At 66.0% G+C, this 16,894-nt stretch carries 18 protein-coding genes and 1 tRNA gene; 11 read left to right on the top strand and 8 right to left on the bottom strand.

Going from position 1 to position 16,894, the window contains the following annotated elements:
- Nucleotides 1-2: 2 nt before the first annotated feature.
- Nucleotides 3-1,202 carry a cytochrome P450 gene (locus QOJ24_RS27065; RefSeq protein ID WP_526266704.1) on the bottom strand — a complete coding sequence of 400 codons (1,200 nt, stop codon included), beginning with the start codon at nt 1,200-1,202 and terminating at the stop codon, nt 3-5.
- Between the two features lie 141 nt (nt 1,203-1,343).
- On the opposite strand from QOJ24_RS27065, the gene QOJ24_RS27060 reads away from it, so the two are divergent.
- On the top strand, nt 1,344-2,807 hold the full coding sequence (locus tag QOJ24_RS27060; RefSeq protein WP_526266702.1) for an aldehyde dehydrogenase family protein: 1,464 nt from the start codon (nt 1,344-1,346) through the stop codon (nt 2,805-2,807).
- Nucleotides 2,804-5,095 carry a CaiB/BaiF CoA transferase family protein gene (locus QOJ24_RS27055; protein WP_526266701.1) on the top strand — a complete coding sequence of 764 codons (2,292 nt, stop codon included), beginning with the start codon at nt 2,804-2,806 and terminating at the stop codon, nt 5,093-5,095. The genes QOJ24_RS27060 and QOJ24_RS27055 overlap by 4 nt, the downstream gene beginning before the upstream one ends.
- Here the strand turns inward: QOJ24_RS27055 and QOJ24_RS27050 are convergent.
- Nucleotides 5,085-6,575, bottom strand: a complete 1,491-nt coding sequence (locus tag QOJ24_RS27050) for a flavin-containing monooxygenase (RefSeq protein WP_526266699.1) — start codon at nt 6,573-6,575, stop codon at nt 5,085-5,087. The genes QOJ24_RS27055 and QOJ24_RS27050 overlap by 11 nt on opposite strands.
- 42 nt (nt 6,576-6,617) lie before the next feature.
- Here QOJ24_RS27050 and QOJ24_RS27045 point away from each other — a divergent pair, with 42 nt between their 5' ends.
- Genes QOJ24_RS27045 through QOJ24_RS27035 form a run of 3 tightly spaced genes read left to right on the top strand, consistent with a single transcriptional unit; the run spans nt 6,618 to nt 8,180 of the window.
- Entirely contained in the window at nt 6,618-6,821 is a 204-nt protein-coding gene (locus QOJ24_RS27045) for a hypothetical protein (RefSeq protein ID WP_526266764.1), read from the top strand.
- On the top strand, nt 6,811-7,755 hold the full coding sequence (locus QOJ24_RS27040) for a TIGR03619 family F420-dependent LLM class oxidoreductase (RefSeq protein WP_526266698.1): 945 nt from the start codon (nt 6,811-6,813) through the stop codon (nt 7,753-7,755). The genes QOJ24_RS27045 and QOJ24_RS27040 overlap by 11 nt, the downstream gene beginning before the upstream one ends.
- Before the next feature lie 44 nt (nt 7,756-7,799).
- Nucleotides 7,800-8,180 carry a nitroreductase family deazaflavin-dependent oxidoreductase gene (locus tag QOJ24_RS27035; protein WP_526266759.1) on the top strand — a complete coding sequence of 127 codons (381 nt, stop codon included), beginning with the start codon at nt 7,800-7,802 and terminating at the stop codon, nt 8,178-8,180.
- Here QOJ24_RS27035 and QOJ24_RS27030 read toward each other — a convergent pair.
- Together QOJ24_RS27030 and QOJ24_RS27025 are read right to left on the bottom strand one after the other, a co-directional pair.
- Nucleotides 8,177-8,719 (bottom strand): YbaK/EbsC family protein, encoded by a 543-nt coding sequence (locus tag QOJ24_RS27030; protein ID WP_526266697.1) that lies wholly within the window; start codon nt 8,717-8,719, stop codon nt 8,177-8,179. The genes QOJ24_RS27035 and QOJ24_RS27030 overlap by 4 nt on opposite strands.
- A gap of 9 nt (nt 8,720-8,728) precedes the next feature.
- Entirely contained in the window at nt 8,729-8,926 is a 198-nt protein-coding gene (locus QOJ24_RS27025; protein WP_526266695.1) for a hypothetical protein, read from the bottom strand.
- A 35-nt stretch (nt 8,927-8,961) separates the two neighbouring features.
- Here QOJ24_RS27025 and QOJ24_RS27020 point away from each other — a divergent pair, with 35 nt between their 5' ends.
- A complete protein-coding gene (locus tag QOJ24_RS27020; protein ID WP_526266693.1) occupies nt 8,962-9,387 on the top strand; it encodes a hypothetical protein in 426 nt (141 codons plus the stop codon).
- Between the two features lie 12 nt (nt 9,388-9,399).
- Nucleotides 9,400-10,272: an LLM class F420-dependent oxidoreductase gene (locus tag QOJ24_RS27015; RefSeq protein ID WP_526266692.1), complete on the top strand. Its 873-nt coding sequence runs from the start codon at nt 9,400-9,402 to the stop codon at nt 10,270-10,272.
- Here QOJ24_RS27015 and QOJ24_RS27010 read toward each other — a convergent pair.
- Genes QOJ24_RS27010 through crcB (QOJ24_RS26995) form a run of 4 tightly spaced genes read right to left on the bottom strand, consistent with a single transcriptional unit; the run spans nt 10,269 to nt 13,544 of the window.
- Nucleotides 10,269-11,690: a CYTH and CHAD domain-containing protein gene (locus tag QOJ24_RS27010; protein WP_526266691.1), complete on the bottom strand. Its 1,422-nt coding sequence runs from the start codon at nt 11,688-11,690 to the stop codon at nt 10,269-10,271. The two genes, QOJ24_RS27015 and QOJ24_RS27010, sit on opposite strands and share 4 nt — an antisense overlap.
- Before the next feature lie 41 nt (nt 11,691-11,731).
- Complete coding sequence (locus tag QOJ24_RS27005) at nt 11,732-12,784, bottom strand: putative PII-like signaling protein (RefSeq protein WP_526266689.1); 1,053 nt, start codon at nt 12,782-12,784, stop codon at nt 11,732-11,734.
- Nucleotides 12,781-13,149, bottom strand: coding sequence for a fluoride efflux transporter CrcB (gene crcB / locus QOJ24_RS27000; RefSeq protein ID WP_526266688.1), 369 nt, complete (start codon nt 13,147-13,149; stop codon nt 12,781-12,783). The genes QOJ24_RS27005 and crcB (QOJ24_RS27000) overlap by 4 nt, the downstream gene beginning before the upstream one ends.
- A complete protein-coding gene (gene crcB / locus QOJ24_RS26995) occupies nt 13,146-13,544 on the bottom strand; it encodes a fluoride efflux transporter CrcB (protein ID WP_526266686.1) in 399 nt (132 codons plus the stop codon). Before crcB (QOJ24_RS26995) ends, crcB (QOJ24_RS27000) begins: the two co-directional genes overlap by 4 nt.
- Before the next feature lie 71 nt (nt 13,545-13,615).
- Between crcB (QOJ24_RS26995) and pgm the strand changes: the two genes are divergently transcribed.
- From pgm to QOJ24_RS26975, 4 genes are all read left to right on the top strand, one after another.
- The gene (pgm, locus tag QOJ24_RS26990; RefSeq protein WP_526266684.1) at nt 13,616-15,250 is read left to right on the top strand and encodes a phosphoglucomutase (alpha-D-glucose-1,6-bisphosphate-dependent); all 1,635 of its coding nucleotides are present in this window, start codon (nt 13,616-13,618) and stop codon (nt 15,248-15,250) included.
- Nucleotides 15,247-16,515, top strand: a complete 1,269-nt coding sequence (locus tag QOJ24_RS26985) for an MFS transporter (protein ID WP_526266682.1) — start codon at nt 15,247-15,249, stop codon at nt 16,513-16,515. The genes pgm and QOJ24_RS26985 overlap by 4 nt, the downstream gene beginning before the upstream one ends.
- Before the next feature lie 56 nt (nt 16,516-16,571).
- A tRNA-Ala gene (locus QOJ24_RS26980) sits at nt 16,572-16,644 on the top strand.
- 10 nt (nt 16,645-16,654) lie between these two features.
- A partial coding sequence (locus tag QOJ24_RS26975; protein WP_526266680.1) for a hypothetical protein occupies nt 16,655-16,894 on the top strand: 240 nt, incomplete at its 3' end.

Genomic DNA, 16,894 nt, shown 5'->3' with positions numbered 1-16,894 from the left:
GCTCAGCCTCCCGATCCGAGTCGCACGGGCATCCGCTTGACGCCTGGCACCATGGTGGCCCGCATTCGATCGACATCGCCGACAAGCTGGAGATCGGGATAGCGCCCTAGTAGAACCTCGAAGAAGACCCGAGCCTCCAACCTGGCCAGCTGGGCCCCGATACACGAATGCTCGCCGCAGCCGAACGCTATGTGCGGGTTGGGATGTCGAGCGATGTTGAAGTCCTCGGCGTCGGACCCGAAAATGTCTTCGTCGCGGTTGGCGGAGCCGTAGAGCATGACGACCACGTCGCCCGCGCGTATGAGCTGCCCGCGAATCTCGACGTCTGCCGTCGCGGTCCGTGCCATGTGCGTCACAGGAGTGGTCCAGCGCAGCATCTCCTCGACCGCCACCGGGATCAGCGACGGATCCTCGACGAGCTGCCTGCACTGGTCCGGATGGTCGATGAGGGCTAACGTGCCGAGCGCGATCAGGTTACGAGTGGTCTCGTTACCGGCGACGAGAAGCAGGAAGGCGAAGTTCAGCAGATCTTCATCGGTCAGCGTCGCGCCATCGACCTCGGCGGTGGTCAGCACCGACAACATGTCGTTTTTCGGCTCGGCGCGACGGGCGGCGATGAGCTGCTGGAAGTATCCGAACAGCTCCCCGACGGCGACAAGCGCATCCATTTCGATCTCTGGATCCGCGTTCCCCGTACACGCATCCGACCAGCGCCGGAACCGTTCCCAGTCGTCGGGCGGCGCTCCGAGCAGTTCGGCGATCATCCGGGTCGGCAGCGGCGCGGCAAGCGTCTCGGCGAACTCATGGGTGGAGCCTGACGTGACGTCGCCGAGGATTCCGTGGACGATCTCGCGCACCTTTGGTTCCAGGATCGCCACCTGCCGTCGGGTGAATCCGGTGTTGATCAGCTTGCGCATCTGACGGTGCCGCGGCGGGTCCGTGAAGATCAGGTTGCCCTCCTGCACCGGATTGGGCATCACCGGGTCTGGGATGGTGATGCCCTTGGTGGAGGAGAACAGGTTCGGATTGGTCGACACAAACCGGATGTCCTCGTACTTGAGCAGCGCCCAGAATTCGGTGACGTCGTTCCAACAGACGGGTGCGGTGGCCCGCAGCTCCTTGTAGGCGGGGTACGGGTCGCCGATGAAGAAGTCCGGGGAATGCAGGGGGAACGTGGTGGGCAAGTCAGGCCTTCCCGACATCGTTGTCGGACACTTATTCGTAAAGTGTCTGATGCTATGTGTCTACCCCCCGGTGATATTGCTGTCAATACGCATGATTGACGGTGCCGGTCGGACAGGTGTACACCATGTGTTGACCCACTGAGCTCGGTGAGGAGCCCTATGTCCGATCCGCTTCGACTGGTTGACGACTACCCGCTTTACATCGGAGGGGACTGGGTCGAGCCACGCAGCGGTCGCTACGACGACGTGTCACCTGCCACCGAGGAAACGATCGCCCGGGCCCCCGAAGCCGACATCCACGACGTCGATGCCGCGATCGGGGCCGCGCGCAAAGCCTTCGACGAAGGGCCGTGGGGCACCGTCACACCCGACGATCGCGCCCGCTGCCTGACGCAGTTAGGTGAGGCGCTACTCGAGCACGCCGACGATTTCTTCGCTCTGTCTCAGGTCGAGTGGGGCGCCACCGCCAACGAGCGGCTGATTCAGGTCGACGGGCCTGCGTTCATGGCTCTGCGCGCGGGTGAGTTGGCCACTCAGTTGGCCGACGAACCGATCCACGCGTACGGGGCGGCGGGGACCACAGTGCTTCGCCACGAACCACTCGGCGTCGTTTCGGTGCTCACGCCGTGGAATTTCCCCCACAGCTTGAACGTGATGAAGGTGTCCAATGCACTGGCTGCGGGTAACACCGTCGTCCTCAAGCCGTCGCCGCTGACACCGCTCGCCGGCCTTGCGTTGGCTCGAATCATCGACCGGCACACAGACATTCCGCCGGGGGTGGTCAACGTGGTTACCCCCAGCGGGGTCGACACAAGCAAGCGCCTCACCACCGATCCGCGAATCGACATGGTCAGCTTCACCGGAAGCTCGGCCGTCGGCAGGGCGGTGATGTCGGGGGCGGGGGCGACGATGAAACGGATCCTGCTCGAGTGCGGTGGTAAGTCGGCAGCCATCCTGCTCGATGATGTCGACCTGACCGACGAACTGCTGCAACGGATCCTGTTCGACGGCTGCTCACTGCATGCCGGGCAGGCGTGCATCCTGCAGAGCCGGCTGCTTCTGCCGTCGCGGCTTCACGATGAAGTCGTCGGACGACTCGTCGACGCGGCGCAGCACGTCCGCGTCGGCGATCCGCGGGACCCCGAGGTGCAGATGGGTCCGCTCATCAGCTCAGACCAGCGCGACCGCGTGGAGGCGCTCGTCGCGGCAGCGCTCGATGACGGCGCAGCGCTGGCGGTAGGCGGGGGGCGTCCCTCCGATCTGGGTTCTGGCTTCTACTTCGAACCCACGATCCTGACCGACGTCGACGCCGACTCCCGAATCGCTCAGGAGGAGGTGTTCGGCCCTGTGCTCACGGTCCTTCGCTACGACGACGACGACCATGCCGTCGACATCGCCAACAACTCTCAATACGGGCTCTCCGGCGCGGTGTGGGGCGCCGACGTGGACCGCGCGGTTGCCGTAGCCCGGCGTGTCCGCACGGGGCAGATCGCGGTGAACGGCTGCATCCCCGGCGATGCGCCGTTCGGCGGGTTCAAACAGAGCGGCCTCGGCCGCGAGGGCGGCGGCCTGCCGGGGTTGCACCGATACATGGAACCGAAGGCCATCGGGATACCGGTATGAAAGGTGCGCTCGCGGGGCTTAGGGTCGTCGAGATCGCGGGTGAAATTGCCGGGCCGTACTGCACCAAGCTGCTCGCCGACCTCGGCGCAGAGGTCATCAAGATCGAGCCGCCGACCGGCGACGCGCTTCGTGACTGGGGGCCGTTTCCCGGCGGTGTCCATGACCCCGAAAAGTCCGGGATGTTTGAGTACCTCAACGCCGGGAAGCTCGGGGCGACAATAGATCTCGCAGTCAACGGTTCGGCATCTCATTCCCTCATCGCATCGGCTGACCTGCTTTGCGATGGAATGCCGCCGGGTGCACTCGACGGCTTCGGGCTTGATGTCTCCGCGCTGCAAGCGCTGCGACCCGGCCTTGTCGTCGTGCGAATCTCCCCGTTCGGGCAGCACGGACCGCTACGCGACCGGCCGGTGACCCCGCTGACCGTACAGGCCGCCTCTGGCTGGGTGAACCTGCGCGATCCCGACCGCCCCCCAGTGCAGGCCGGGGCAAGGATCGCCGAGTACGTCGCAGGAGGTTACGCCGCGTTGAGCGCACTCACAGCGCTGAGAACGCTGTCGCCCAACGCAAGCCATGTCGTCGAAGTCGACGTATCGGTGATGGAGTCGTTGTTGTCGACGCTTCCTTACCCCATGTTGCTTGCCGAGAAGATGCGCGTTCTCGGCTTGCCTCCCAACACGAAGGCAGGACCGGTGATGGGGGTGGTGCGGGCTGCAGACGGCTGGCTCGGCATCAACTGTCTGACGGGACAGCACTGGCTCGACGTGTGCGCGATGCTCGGGCTTGCCGAGTACGGCGAGCATCAGATCGCGGTCATGCTGGGCGGTCCCGAGCGTGCCGAGTTCTACGAGAAGGCCCAGCCGTGGCTTTTGGAGCGAACAGTCGACGAAATCGTGGAACTCAGCCAGGCGCTGCGGATTCCGGCTACTCCCGTCAACGACGGTGCGACCGTGTTGGATTGCCCGCAATACCGCGACCGCGGGTTCTTCACCGACGCGGGTGGTGATGGCTGGTCGTTCCGCCGACCGGGTGCGCCGTTCCGGCTGTCGAAGACGCCCGTCCTGCCGGTTCGGGCCGCACCCCGCCTCGGCCAAACCACCGCAACGGGTGCGACGCGACGGTCGACGGCCGGTGCCGGCCGCGACCTGCCGTTCGGCGATGTGAAAGTCCTCGACCTGTCGACATTCTGGGCAGGTGCCTACCTCACCTGCTACCTCGGAGCGTTCGGCGCCGACATCACCAAGGTCGAATCGATCCAGCGGCCAGACGGGTTCCGCTACTCAGGGGCATACGCCCATGAGGGCGACCTGTGGTACGAGCGCAGCGGACTGTGGCAGGCGACCAACCTGAACAAGCGCGACATCACACTCGATCTCGCCTCCGACGCCGGGCGCGATATTGCTCGCAGGCTCGTCCGCGACGCGGACGTCGTGGTCGAGAACTTCTCGCCCAGGGTCGTCGAGCAGTTCGGACTCGACTACGAATCGCTCGTCGCGCTGAAACCCGACGTGATCCAGGTGCGGATGCCGGGGTTCGGATTACAAGGACCGTGGCGCGACTACGTCGGCTGGGCGTTCAACTTCGAGCAGACATCGGGGATGGCAGCCGTCACCGGGTACGCCGACGGTCCGCCCTGCGTCCTGCAGGGGCCCGCCGACCCGATCGTCGGAGTGCACGCCGGGGTGGCGCTGCTCGCCGCGCTCGAGCACCGTCGCCTTACCGGTGAAGGTCAACTCATCGAAATCGCGCAGATCGAGGTCACGGCCTGCCTCGCGGCCGAGCCCGTGATCGAGTACTCGATGAACGGTGTGGTTACGCCGCGTGACGGTAACCGGCAGCGTGGTTACCTACAGGGGGTGTACCCGACGGCCATCGACGGCGCGTGGGTGGCGATCTCAGTCTGCGACGACGTAGGGCTTGACCACGATGCCTTCGACGAAGCCGTCGCCGCCTGGACGAGCAGGCTGGCGCCATCGGACGTGATCGATGTCCTTGACACGCAGGGTGTCTCGGCTGAGCAGGTGTTGACCGCCGAGGGAATGTACGACGTGCCTGTGCTCGAAGCGCGGAACTACTACCAGAGCCTCGAGCACCCGATCACCGGAGCCCACCGGTATCCGGGCTGGCCCTTCCGCATCGCGCCGGGACCGGTCGACCACCACCGGTTCCCGCCGCCGACGCTCGGGCAACACAACGACGAGGTGCTGCGCGGCCTCGGCTTGACCGACACCGAAATCGATGACCTGCGGGCGCGCAAGGTGATCGGCGAGAGAGCGCTCAACGCGTAGCTTGCGCCGCAGCGACGAGCGACCAGTACCGCTGCTCCCTTTCGGTCAGTTCGTTGGACGTGATCGCACCGAATGCCGCCGCATCGCGGGTGAACCGGACCGGCGCGTCGGGCAGCGCATCGGGGCCCTGCAGCCGAAAGCAACTCGGCGAGAGCGGGCCGAAAAGCAAGGCGCGACGCAGGTCCGGCCACGCGTCTGGATTCGGTTCGACCCCCGCAGCCCTGGCGAACGACAACGCCACCAGGTTCATCCGGCTCTTCTGAGACGTTCCGCGGCGTGCGCGGTATGCCTCGACCGCCGACCGAAGCTCGGTCTCGCTGCGCCGAGGGACCACGCCGCCCCAGGTGTAGGCCACCCAACGGGCCTGAAGCTCCAGGGGCACGAAGTACCCGCCCGATTGGTCCCACATTCCGACGAACGCCAAACCAGGAAGATCCGGGTGGAAGGTGTAGCGGTCGGCATCCAGATGGACGGCATCGACGTCGATGACCGTCCTGATCTCGTCACTCAGAAACGGCAGGTCGAGTTCGAACCCGGTGCCGAACAGGATCCCGTCGAAGTCTGCGGCCGATCCATCGGCGAACGTCGCCGTCTTGCCGTCGACCGATTGCAACCACGGTCGCACCGTGATTCGGCCCTCCGCGACCAGCGGCAGGTACTGCTGGGCCAGGGTGACGCCCGCCGCGAACAGCGACGGGTCGGGTGCGGGCGCACCGTATTGCTCGGGACTGCCACCGGCCTCGACCACGATTTCTTTGAGCTGCCGGTCGATCTCGGCGGGCGAAAGAACCTCGTTCGCCAACGTTCCGTACCGCGTGAAGATCCGGCAGTCGGAGGGAACACCCGCGGCGAACTTCGGCAGGACGTAGCGCTGTCGCCGCTGGGTGACCACGACGGTTGCACCGAGTTGAGCCAGTTCGGAGGCGATCTCGAGGGCGCTGATGGCACCGCCCGCGACGAGAACGCGCCTTCCCAGGTATGGATCTGGGTCCCGGTACTCAAACGTCGACATCGATCCGGCCGACCCGTCGAAACTTTCGAGCCCGAGAACCATTGGGATGCAGGGCGTTTGAAACCTGCCGCTGGCGACCACGACCCGTTCGAACAACTCGGTTGTACCGGAATGCTCGACCAGCCAGCCGCCGTCGCCGCGGCTGAGAAGGTCGACTCGGGTGCCGAACCGGATGCGTGTGGTGATGCCGAACGTCTCGGCATAGCGGTGCAGGTACGCGAGGATGTCGCGATTCGACGGGAACGTTAGGTCGTTGTCGTGCTCCAGGTCGCTGAACGACGTGAGTATTCGGCTGGTGTTGGTGTGCATGGTCGGCCAGATACCGCTGATGCCATCGCGCCCGGTCCACTGCCCGCCGAGCGTCTGGCTCTGCTCGAAGATCGTCGGTTCGAACCCCTGCGACAGCAGCCAACGGGCCGCGACGAGGCCGCCGGGGCCTGCGCCGATCACGGCAACGCTTCCTGTCATCTCCCGAACTGTCGCATAGGTGTGTCAATTAGGCTCAACGACGTGCCCGAAACGTCGTACGCGCCCTGCGGCGACCTCAGCCTGGCCTATCAGGTGTTCGGCGACGGGCCCGTCGAACTGGTCTGGGCCGGGCCCTTCGCCAGCCATGTGGAGCTGTTCTTGGTAGCGAAACGCACCCCGTGGATACTTCGTGGCATGTCCCGCATAACCCCGACGACGACGAGACCGGCAAGCAATGACGCGTAAGCCTCAGATCTCGCTTTACCTAACCACTTATACCGACGACCCCGACCATGACTGGAATGCAACGCTCGACTTGGCGCGCGCGATGGATGCCGTCGGCGTCGACCGCGTCGTCGTCGCGGATCACTTGGTGTTCGGCGAGAACCTCGATGCCTACGGGGACCCTGCGATCGGCGGAATGGCAGGTGGCAGGCAGCCGACAGGGCCGGATGGCAATTGGCTTGAGCCCCTTGTCTTCCTGACCGCGGTGGCCGCCACCACTACCCGCATCAGGGTAGGCAACGCAATACTTCTCGCAGCGTTGCGACGTCCGGCCGTTTTGGCCAAGCAGTTGGCGACGATGGATGTGCTGTCCGGCGGCCGTGTCGACCTGGGTGTCGGTGTCGGCTGGCAGCGCGAGGAGTACGAAGCCGTCGGCCTGTCGTTCGAGCAGCGCGGACGCCTGCTCGACCACACGTTGGAGGTCTGCCAACTGCTCTGGACGCAGCAGCGCGCGGCATACGACTCGCCCGAGCTTGCTTTCGACGGTATCCATCAGATGCCAAAGCCGGTGCAGCCCGGCGGTATCCCCGTCTGGATCAGTGGCACGGTGAACAAGAGGGTGGCTCGTCGTTTGAGCAGATTCGGCACCCGGTGGATTCCGTGGGGCACCGATATCGTCAACCTCGAGGAATCCGTCCCAGCGATGAAACAGGCCATCGCCGACGTCGGAGGCGATCCGACCAATCTCGAGGTGCAGGGCAGCGCCGCGTTGAAGAAGGGCGTTGACGGGACGCTGGACATCGACGCGTGCGTCGCCCCGGTGTCCAAGCAGGTTGCCGCGGGGGCCACTGACATCCGCTTCAGCGGGTCGCTTCCCGATGATCTCGCAGAAGCCACCGAACAGTTGTCGCAACTAGTGAGCGCGTTTCGCGAGATGACGGACAATATCGGTTAGCCGGGCGCGTCGATCCTCGGCGCGCAGTAGAGGGGAGGTTGGCCATGCGGGTGCCACGCGCGGTGGCGAAGTTCAATCGCCGTATCACCAATCCGCTCGCGGTCCGGTTCGGCGGATGGGCACCGTTGAACGGGACGCTGGAGCACGTCGGCCGGAAGTCGGGCAAGACTTATCGGACTCCGCTGAACATCTTCGAAACCGCCGACGGGTTCGTCGTCCCCATCGGCTACGGCCTCGAATCTCATTGGGTACAAAATGCTTTGGCCGGTGGTCCGCTTATGGTCCACAAGGCCGGGCGAACTATTCCAGTCGTGGATGCGCGCATCGTCAGCAAGGCGGAAGCCGAACCGCTCGTGACGCGGGGGCGGACGATGTTCCGCCTGCATCCCTACAACGAGGCCGCCCTGGTGTTGACGGCCAGCTAAGTGGTCTTGACGATGGCGAGGACCTCGGCGCAGGGGAGCGCGGAGAGGACGTCGGGCGCTGCGAGGAGCTTGGAGCCTCGAACGCCGCTGCCAATGATGGCGTGCTCGCGCTCGGCGACATTCTGATCGACCAGAATCGGCCAGTCCGCCGGTAGTCCGACCGGGGTGATACCGCCGTACTCCATTCCGGTCAGCGAGACTGCGGTGTCCATGGCGGCGAACGAAATCTTGCGCGCGTCGAGGTGTTTACGCACGATGCCGTTGACATCGGCCCGGGTGGTCGCCAGCACCATGCACGCCGCGTACCACACGCGATCGGCGCGCTTGGCCTCCACGACGACGCAGTTGGCCGAAATATCCAGCCCGATGTCGTAGTGCTCGCAGAAGGCCGCGGTGTCGGCGAGGTCGGGGTCGATTTCGCTGACCCACAGCCCGTCACTGCCCGCTCGGTCGATGTGGCGGCGGACCGGATCGCCGACCAGGTTCATCGCCTCGGCGACCGGAGCAAACGTCAGCCTGCCCACCTCCACGCTGTCCACGTCTGCGCTCTATCCTTCCGTGCTGCTGAATCGCTCACCGATGTAATCAAGCAACCGCGGGTCGTCCGACGTGAACCGGTCCACCTCTTCACCGCCGTCGCACCGCAACAAGGCGACAGTCACCCGATCCTCTTTCCGGGCGAGGATCGACCAGACGGCGCCCGCGTCCTCCCACCGCTGAAGTTCTGCGACCCGATCGGTGTCCATGCCTTCAGGATTGCACGCTCACGTAGGCTGCGGCCGTGAGTGCGGCATCGGCCGTCGCGGTCGCGGCGGACTTCGTCTGGCTGGGCATGGTGGTGGCGATCTCGTTCATCGAAACGCCGCTGAAATTCCGTGCTCCCGGTGTCACCCTGCCGATCGGTCTCGGCATCGGCCGGTTGGTATTTCGGACCCTCAACGGCTGTGAACTCCTGCTCGCCGGCCTCGTGGCGGTGGCGTTCGTCGTCGACGCGCCCGCCGTCGGGGCAGTGGTGGCGGCCGCCGTCGCGGTGGTCGCGCTACTTGCGCAGGTGCTGCTGGTGCGCCCGCGGCTCGCCAGCAGGTCGGATGCGGTCCTCGCTGGTGGTGAGGGGCCGCGTTCGCACGCCCATTGGGTCTACGTCGGGCTGGAACTCGTCAAAGTGACGGCATTGCTCATCGCGGGCATCGTCATGCTGAGCGCGTGAGACCATCCCTCAATGCGGCTGGGATTGCATGCGCTCGGCATCGGCAGCGGCGCCGACCGCGCCATCATCGACGCGGTCGCATCAGCCGCTGAACGGGCCGGGTTCGCGACGCTGTGGTCGGGCGAACACGTCGTGATGGTGGACGAGTCGGCGTCCCGCTATCCGTACTCGGACGACGGCCGCATCGCCGTTCCCGCCGAGGCCGACTGGATCGACCCGATGATCGGGTTGAGTTTCGCGGCGGCCGCGACCTCGACCATCCGGATCGCCACCGGCGTGCTGCTGCTGCCCGAGCACAACCCGGTGCTGGTGGCCAAGCAGGCCGCGACGCTGGACACGCTGAGCGGGGGCAGGCTGACGCTCGGCATCGGCATCGGTTGGTCGCGCGAGGAGTTCGACGCGCTCGGCGTCCCGTTCGAGCGACGGGGCGCGCGCACCAAGGAGTACGTCGACGCGATCCGCACACTGTGGCGCCACGACGTGGCGTCGTTCGGCGGCGAGTTCGTCAACTTCGACGCTGTGCGGGTCAACCCGAAACCGGTGCACGACCGCCGCATTCCGATCGTGCTCGGCGGCAACAGCGACGCGGCCCTGCGCCGGGTGGCGGCCTGGGGCGACGGCTGGTACGGGTTCAACCTCGACAGCGTCGACTCGGTGGCCGAACGCGTCGAGTTCCTCCACGGGCTGTGTCGCGAGCAGGGTCGCGATCCCGCCGAGCTTCGGTTGGCTGTCGCGCTTCGCGACCTGCGCCCGCCCGCCGCGGCGTCGCTGGCAGCCCTGGGAATCGATGAGCTGGTGCTCGTCGAGGGGCCGCCAGACGACGCGCGCGGCGCCGCCGACTGGGTGGGCACGCTCGCTGACCGCTGGATGGCGAAACGCTTCTAGCGCAGGAGATCGCCGGCCTGTTTCCGGGCGGCGTCGGCTATCTGCTTTTCCCGGGCATACAACAGCCCATAGGTGAACCCGTTCTCGCCGGGCGTTGTTCCGGCGGTCAGTGCAAAGCGGCGCAACGCATCCGATGCGACGACGCTGTCCTGGTGCTCGCCAAGTACGCGCTGGATCCGCTTGAAATGCTTCTCGACTTTCTTGACGGCAGCCGACCCGTCGATAGGCCGCCGCAGTTCGGCCGCGTAGCGCGCCCGTTTTGCCGCCTTGCGGGCGCGGTGCAGAAGCGCGCCGTCGCCGACATCCACCGCGGCGGCAAGCCGTCGGTCCGCCTTGCGTTCGGCCTTTATCGCCCGCTTGTGCAGCCTGTCGGCCGACGGCTCCGTCGTAGCAGGCACCTGAGTTCGCCACTGCTGCAATATCACCAGGATGTCGAGATACCTCGGCGACGCCATGGCCTCTGTTACTTCCTTGCGCGCCCGCAGTTGCTCTGATTGCAGCTCGGAGTTGATGCGGTTGGCCACGGGTCCGAGCACGAGTTCGGGCGGCCAGTCGGCGAGGACCTTCCCGAAGCGGCGCCGTTGCACCTGTCGGTCGCGAACTTCGCCGAGCAGGCCGGCGAACCACTTGAGCTCCTCGTCGACGTGCTCGGCGGCCGTCCGGTCCAGTAACTTGCCGAAAACCCGAATTGTGCTGCGCAACCGGCGGATTGCCACCCGGGTGTCGTGAATCGGGTCCTGTCCACGTCGCAGCGCTATGTCGCCGTCGAAGATGGCATCGATCTGCGCGGTCACATATTCGGCAAACGCTGACGGCGCGTCCCGGTGGGCGTTCGGTGTGTCAACTGCGCCCAGAGCGTGCTCGAGCTTCGACCGGTACCGCGACGGGCGCGCCCCCGCCTTGCTGAGCCGTTTGGCCAGCCGTCGCGAGAGCATCCGGCCCTCGCGTTCGTACTCGACCTCGATCTCTCGCCAGGCAAGCAAGCGGTGGTCAACAGAGGCGCGGACAAGGTCATCGGCCAGTTCCGCGTACACGCGATCGTGTCCGCGTTCGCGAAGGCGGTAGCGGGTGCGTTCGGTGCGCAGCGTCGCGACGTTGACGAGCGGCTTGCCAAGCCGCAGTCCGATCAGCAATTCCTCGAGCTCGGTGGGCGGCTCATCGGCCAGCGAGGTCCGAATCTCGATACGGCCGTCGACCGCCGGCACCTTGAGCTGCCAACCGGTGTCGTCGTCGCCATCGCGTCGACGGAGGACGATCCCGTGAGATTGAAGGTCGCGATCGGCGGTGTCGTAATACGCGCTTTCCAGCTGCACGGTGCTGGCATCGACATCGCCGCCGTCGACCAGGTCGTTCAGCCGAGGCACCTCGAATCGGTCGTCGACCTCCCATTTGTCTTCGCGTTCGAGCAGCTCGTGCATGCCATCACGGTTTTCCGAATCGGAACCGCACGAAACGTGGGTCAGTACGGGAAATCGGCCAGCGCCACGCCTCCGACGCGCTTACCGTCGTCGATCGACACCATGGCCGGAACGAGCTCGCTGGTCACCAAGCCGTGCTGGCGGGTGAGCTCGTCGATGATCTCGAAGGTCGCCGAGATGCGGTCGGGGGCGTCGACGACGACGGTGGTCACCGGCACCCGGCGGGCGAGTTGGAGCCAGCTGTCTCCGTGCGGTGTGTGGTCGCCGTGGAATCCCCAGATGCCCCGCAGCGCCGTCGCGCCGCGGGCCGATCGTGAGTCGAACAGTCGTCGGACGATGGCCCGGTGAACCGGCACACCGTTGTGCAGTGCCGCCTCGGACGTGTAGACCATCAGCTTCTGCCACAGCGGCCGACCTTGTTCGTCGGTCGCAGGCAGCGCAGGCGGACGGGCGAGGAGCTCGCCGTCACGTTTGCACAGCTGTGCCCGTTCGACCGTGAAAAGCGGTTCTCGCAAAAGGGTTTCAAGTTCGGGCAGTGCGTCGGTCACCTGGCCGCCGGTGCCGACCGCGATGATCATCACCGGCACCCCGATGTTGCGGCTGACGAAGCGGGCCCGTCTGCGTTGGCCACGGACCGTGCCGTCGACACCGAGGAACACCGACGCGCCTGCGAATCCGAGTCGATGCAACACCTCGCACACTGCGCGATACGCGGGCCGTCCGTCGGCGCGATCCTGGCGGCCGACGTAGACGGTGAGCTTTGCCGCATCGGGTGTCGAACCGTAACCGCCGAGGTGTGCGCGCTCGAGGGTGACGAGGCCGCGGGACATCAGTGCGGCTACCTGCTCGGCGAGCCCGGCCATCTTGTCAGTCGAATCCACCGCCGCGATCGCGATCGGTGAATCCTCCGACAGGCTCAGGGACTGGTCGCTTCGCAATTCGTGGTGCGGGCCGTAGCTCGCGATGCCGCGCAGCACGACGCTGGTGGCGACCGCATGCTCGCTGTAGAGGTCGAGCAGGGCGTCGGACAGGAAGCGATCGCCGTGCCTCAGGCGTTCGGCGAAGTACGAGGTGAGCTTGAGGTGGTCGGTCACAGAGCGGCTCCGATCCACTGACCCAGCCACGCAGCGGCAAGCCCGAGCACCACGCTGACCGCGATGTTGGCGTACGCCGCAACGACCTGGCGCTCCTCTGCAAGGCGCTGCGTTTCCAGCATCCATGTCGAGAAGGTCGTGTACGAGCCGACGAAGCCGGTACCGGCCATCAGCGCCACATGCGGGCTGAGCGCGAGCCCGGCGAAGAAGCCGAGCAGCATCGCCCCACTGAGGTTGACCGCGAGGGTGCCGAACGGAAACGGCTTGCCGATCCGCTTGGACACCGCACGGTCGAGCTGGAATCGAGCCACCGCGCCGGCCCCGCCGAGCAGCATCACGCCGATCCAGACGGCGGCGACTGTCATCGGCGCACCCTGACACGTCGGGTCAACGCGGTCGCGACGAAAACCGCGAGCAGGCCGGCCGTGATGCTCGCGACGGTGTAGCCGACGGCGAGACCGTAGTGGTGGTGCTCGAGCATCTTGACGGTCTCCACCTGCATGGTGGAGAAGGTCGTCAGGCCGCCGCACAGGCCGGTGCCAAGGAGCGGGCGTCGATAGCTTGAGGTCGGCAAACGCTCCAGCAGCCGGGTGACGAAATAGCCCAACAGGAATGCGCCCACGATGTTGACGATGAACGTGGGCCAGGGCCAGCGCCCGGGTTCGGGCGCGGCTAACGTCTCGAGCCCCGCCCGTGTGAGCGTGCCGATCGCTCCGCCGGCGAAAACGGCGGCCAACTCACGTCCGTCGAAACTGAACACAAGCCAAAGTAACGCCGTCAAGCTTCCGGACCCCCGTACGGCACGAATTACAGAGGAGCAGAATCGAGAGCATGGCCGCCAATCCCCGCGCCGGCAAGCCGGCGCAACCCGAAGACCTGATCGACGTGGCCCAGGTGGTCACCGCGTACTACACCGTCGAACCCGACCCGGACAACATCGACCAACAGGTGGCCTTCGGTACGTCAGGACATCGTGGTTCGAGCCTGGACGCCGCGTTCAACGAGGCGCACATCCTGGCCACCACCCAGGCGATCGCGGAGTACCGGAAGGCGCAGGGTACGTCGGGCCCGCTGTTCATCGGCCGTGACACCCACGCGCTGTCGGAACCGGCGTGGGTTTCGGCGCTCGAGGTGCTGGCGGCCAACGACATCGTGGCGATGATCGACTCGGCCGACCGCTACACGCCGACCCCCGCTGTCAGCCACGCGATCCTGTCGTTCAACCGGGGCCGCGACAGCGACCTGGCCGACGGCATCGTCGTCACCCCGTCGCACAACCCGCCGCGCGACGGCGGATTCAAATACAACCCGCCCAACGGCGGCCCCGCCGACACCGATGCCACAGGCGTGATCGCCAAGCGAGCCAACGAGATCCTGCGCGACGGGCTCACGGCGGTGAAGCGGGTGCCGCTGGCCCGTGCTGTGCAGTCGGCGCAGCGTCACGACTACATGGACGCCTACATCGCCGACCTGCCGAACGTCGTGGACATGCACGCGATCAGTGCGGAGAAGATCCGCATCGGCGCCGACCCGTTGGGCGGGGCGAGCGTCGACTACTGGGGCGCGATCGCTGAACGGCACAACCTCGAGTTGACGGTGGTCAACCCGCTTGTCGACGCCACGTGGCGATTCATGACGCTGGACACCGACGGCAAGATCCGGATGGACTGCAGCTCACCCAACGCGATGGCCTCGCTGATCGCCAACCGCGAGTCCTACCAGATCGGGACCGGCAACGACGCCGACTCCGACCGGCACGGGATCGTCACCCCCGACGGCGGACTGCTCAATCCGAATCACTATCTGGCCGTGGCGATCGAATATCTTTGCACCAACCGCCCGGAGTGGCCCGCGTCGACGGCTGTCGGCAAGACCGCGGTCAGCTCGTCGATCATCGACCGGGTCGTCGCCGGCCTGGGCCGCAAGCTGCTCGAGGTGCCGGTCGGATTCAAGTGGTTCGTCGACGGATTGATCAGCGGCACCATCGGTTTCGGTGGCGAGGAGAGTGCTGGGGCGTCGTTCCTGCGGCGCGACGGGTTGACGTGGACCACCGACAAGGACGGCATCATCCTGGCGCTGCTGGCATCGGAGATTCTCGCCGTCACGGGCGATTCACCGTCGCAACGCTACGTAGCGCTGGCCGAAAAGTACGGCGTGTCAACGTATGCGCGTGTCGACGCGCCTGCCGACCGTGAACAGAAGGCGCGGCTGGCGAAGCTGTCCCCAGAGCAGGTGACGGCCACCGAACTCGCCGGTGAGGAGATCACCGCCAAGCTGACGACCGCGCCCGGCAATGGCGCACCGCTCGGCGGGTTGAAGGTGACGACGGAGAACGCGTGGTTCGCCGCGCGGCCGTCGGGCACCGAAGACGTCTACAAGATCTACGCCGAGTCGTTCAAGGGACCCGATCATCTGGCCGAGGTGCAGGAAGCGGCACGTGAAGTGGTGAACAAGGTCATCGCGTGAGTTCGGAGAGCGACTGTCGCACTGAGACAACCGAATCCAAGGAGCCGCTGCCACGCGAAGTCTGGCTGCTGATCGCGGCCAACGTCGTCGTCGCACTCGGCTACGGCGTGGTCGCCCCGGTTCTTCCGCAGTACGCACGTCACTTCGGTGTCAGCATCAGCGCCGCGACGTTCGTCATCACCGCGTTCGCGCTCATGCGCCTGGTCGCCGCGCCGCCCGCCGGATTGCTGGTGCAACGGGTGGGCGAGAGGCGCATCTACGTCAGCGGTCTGGTCATCGTTGCGTTGTCCACCGGCGCCTGTGCCTTTGCGCAAACGTATTGGCAGCTGCTGGTTTTCCGCTCATTGGGTGGCCTGGGGTCGGCGATGTTCACGGTGTCATCGCTGGGCCTGATGATCCGGATCTCACCGCCGGACGCGCGAGGCCGCGTCGCGGGCATGTTCTCGTCGGGATTCCTGATCGGGTCCGTCGGTGGACCGGTGCTGGGCAGCCTGACCGCGGGTTTGGGATTGGCGGCTCCCTTTGTGATCTACGGCGCAGCACTGCTGGTGGCCGCAGCAGTGGTCTTCATCAGCCTGCGCCATTCCGCAATCGCGTTACCGGAAGCGACGACCGAACCCACTGTTTCGGTGCGAACAGTGTTGCGGCACAGGGCTTATCGCGCCGCACTGTTCTCCAACTTCGCCACCGGGTGGGCGGCTTTCGGGTTACGCATCGCGCTGGTGCCGCTGTTCGTCGTCGAAGGGTTGGGTTACGGACCGGGCTTCGCAGGATTGGCGCTGGCGACGTTCGCGATCGGCAACATCTTGGCTGTGATCCCGAGTGGGTACCTGTCCGACCGGGTCGGGCGGCGCAAGCTGCTCATCGCCGGGCTGACGGTGTCGGCGGGCTCGACAGTTCTTGTCGGGTACACGTCGTCGCTGCCGGTGTTCCTGGCGGCGGCCCTGGTGACGGGCGCGGCGACCGGCGTCTTCGTCTCTCCCCAGCAGGCCGCGGTGGCGGACATCGTCGGCAACAAATCGCGCGGCGGCACCGCCGTCGCGACATTCCAGATGATGGCCGATTTTGGGTCGATCGTCGGATCACTGGCCGTCGGCCAGGTGGCCGAGCACGGCTCGTTCGCCATGGCGTTCACGGTCAGTGGCGCCATCCTGCTGGCGGCGGCGATCGGGTGGGTGTTCGCGCCGGAAACGCGCGGCCTGCCGCCCGTTCGCCCGACACCCATGCGCGCGTTCGGTCCAGAGGCCGGCGGTGAACTGCCGTGACCAGTGGTTTTGAAGGCTTCCTGCAGGTGGTGTAGCTTCGATGGGCACAACAACACGGGGCTATGGCGCAGCTGGTAGCGCACCACACTGGCAGTGTGGGGGTCAGGGGTTCGAGTCCCCTTAGCTCCACCCATTCGACTTGGCGTTTTGCCAACTTCGCGACGGGCTTCGAGCCCCACAGAATCGTTTTGACGACAGTTTTGACGACAGTCGTCGTTCGAACGCTGACGCCACACTCGAACAGTCGGGGTTTGACGACACTCAGCTGCCAGTCTTGTTGCGCGGGGAAGTTCGCGCTATTCCGCGCGGTAAACAGACCCATCGCGGCGACGAACAAGGCCATGTCGCAGCTTACGACCGCATCAAGGAATTGCCGCCG

Origin of the sequence: Mycobacterium sp. (assembly GCF_032159775.1) — a bacterium.
GTDB lineage: Bacteria > Actinomycetota > Actinomycetes > Mycobacteriales > Mycobacteriaceae > Mycobacterium.
Note: the sequence above shows the minus strand (reverse complement) of the source record. Positions and strands in the feature narration are given on the sequence as shown.

Bases quoted from the DNA above. Each gene is read 5' to 3' on its own strand.
- QOJ24_RS27065 (WP_526266704.1), bottom strand. From the start codon at position 1,202: ATGTCGGGAAGGCCTGACTTGCCCACCACGTTCCCCCTGCATTCCCCG.
- QOJ24_RS27060 (WP_526266702.1), top strand. From the start codon at position 1,344: ATGTCCGATCCGCTTCGACTGGTTGACGACTACCCGCTTTACATCGGA.
- QOJ24_RS27055 (WP_526266701.1), top strand. From the start codon at position 2,804: ATGAAAGGTGCGCTCGCGGGGCTTAGGGTCGTCGAGATCGCGGGTGAA.
- QOJ24_RS27050 (WP_526266699.1), bottom strand. From the start codon at position 6,575: ATGACAGGAAGCGTTGCCGTGATCGGCGCAGGCCCCGGCGGCCTCGTC.
- QOJ24_RS27040 (WP_526266698.1), top strand. From the start codon at position 6,811: ATGACGCGTAAGCCTCAGATCTCGCTTTACCTAACCACTTATACCGAC.
- QOJ24_RS27035 (WP_526266759.1), top strand. From the start codon at position 7,800: ATGCGGGTGCCACGCGCGGTGGCGAAGTTCAATCGCCGTATCACCAAT.
- QOJ24_RS27025 (WP_526266695.1), bottom strand. From the start codon at position 8,926: ATGGACACCGATCGGGTCGCAGAACTTCAGCGGTGGGAGGACGCGGGC.
- QOJ24_RS27015 (WP_526266692.1), top strand. From the start codon at position 9,400: ATGCGGCTGGGATTGCATGCGCTCGGCATCGGCAGCGGCGCCGACCGC.
- QOJ24_RS27010 (WP_526266691.1), bottom strand. From the start codon at position 11,690: ATGCACGAGCTGCTCGAACGCGAAGACAAATGGGAGGTCGACGACCGA.
- crcB (WP_526266688.1), bottom strand. From the start codon at position 13,149: ATGACAGTCGCCGCCGTCTGGATCGGCGTGATGCTGCTCGGCGGGGCC.
- pgm (WP_526266684.1), top strand. From the start codon at position 13,616: ATGGCCGCCAATCCCCGCGCCGGCAAGCCGGCGCAACCCGAAGACCTG.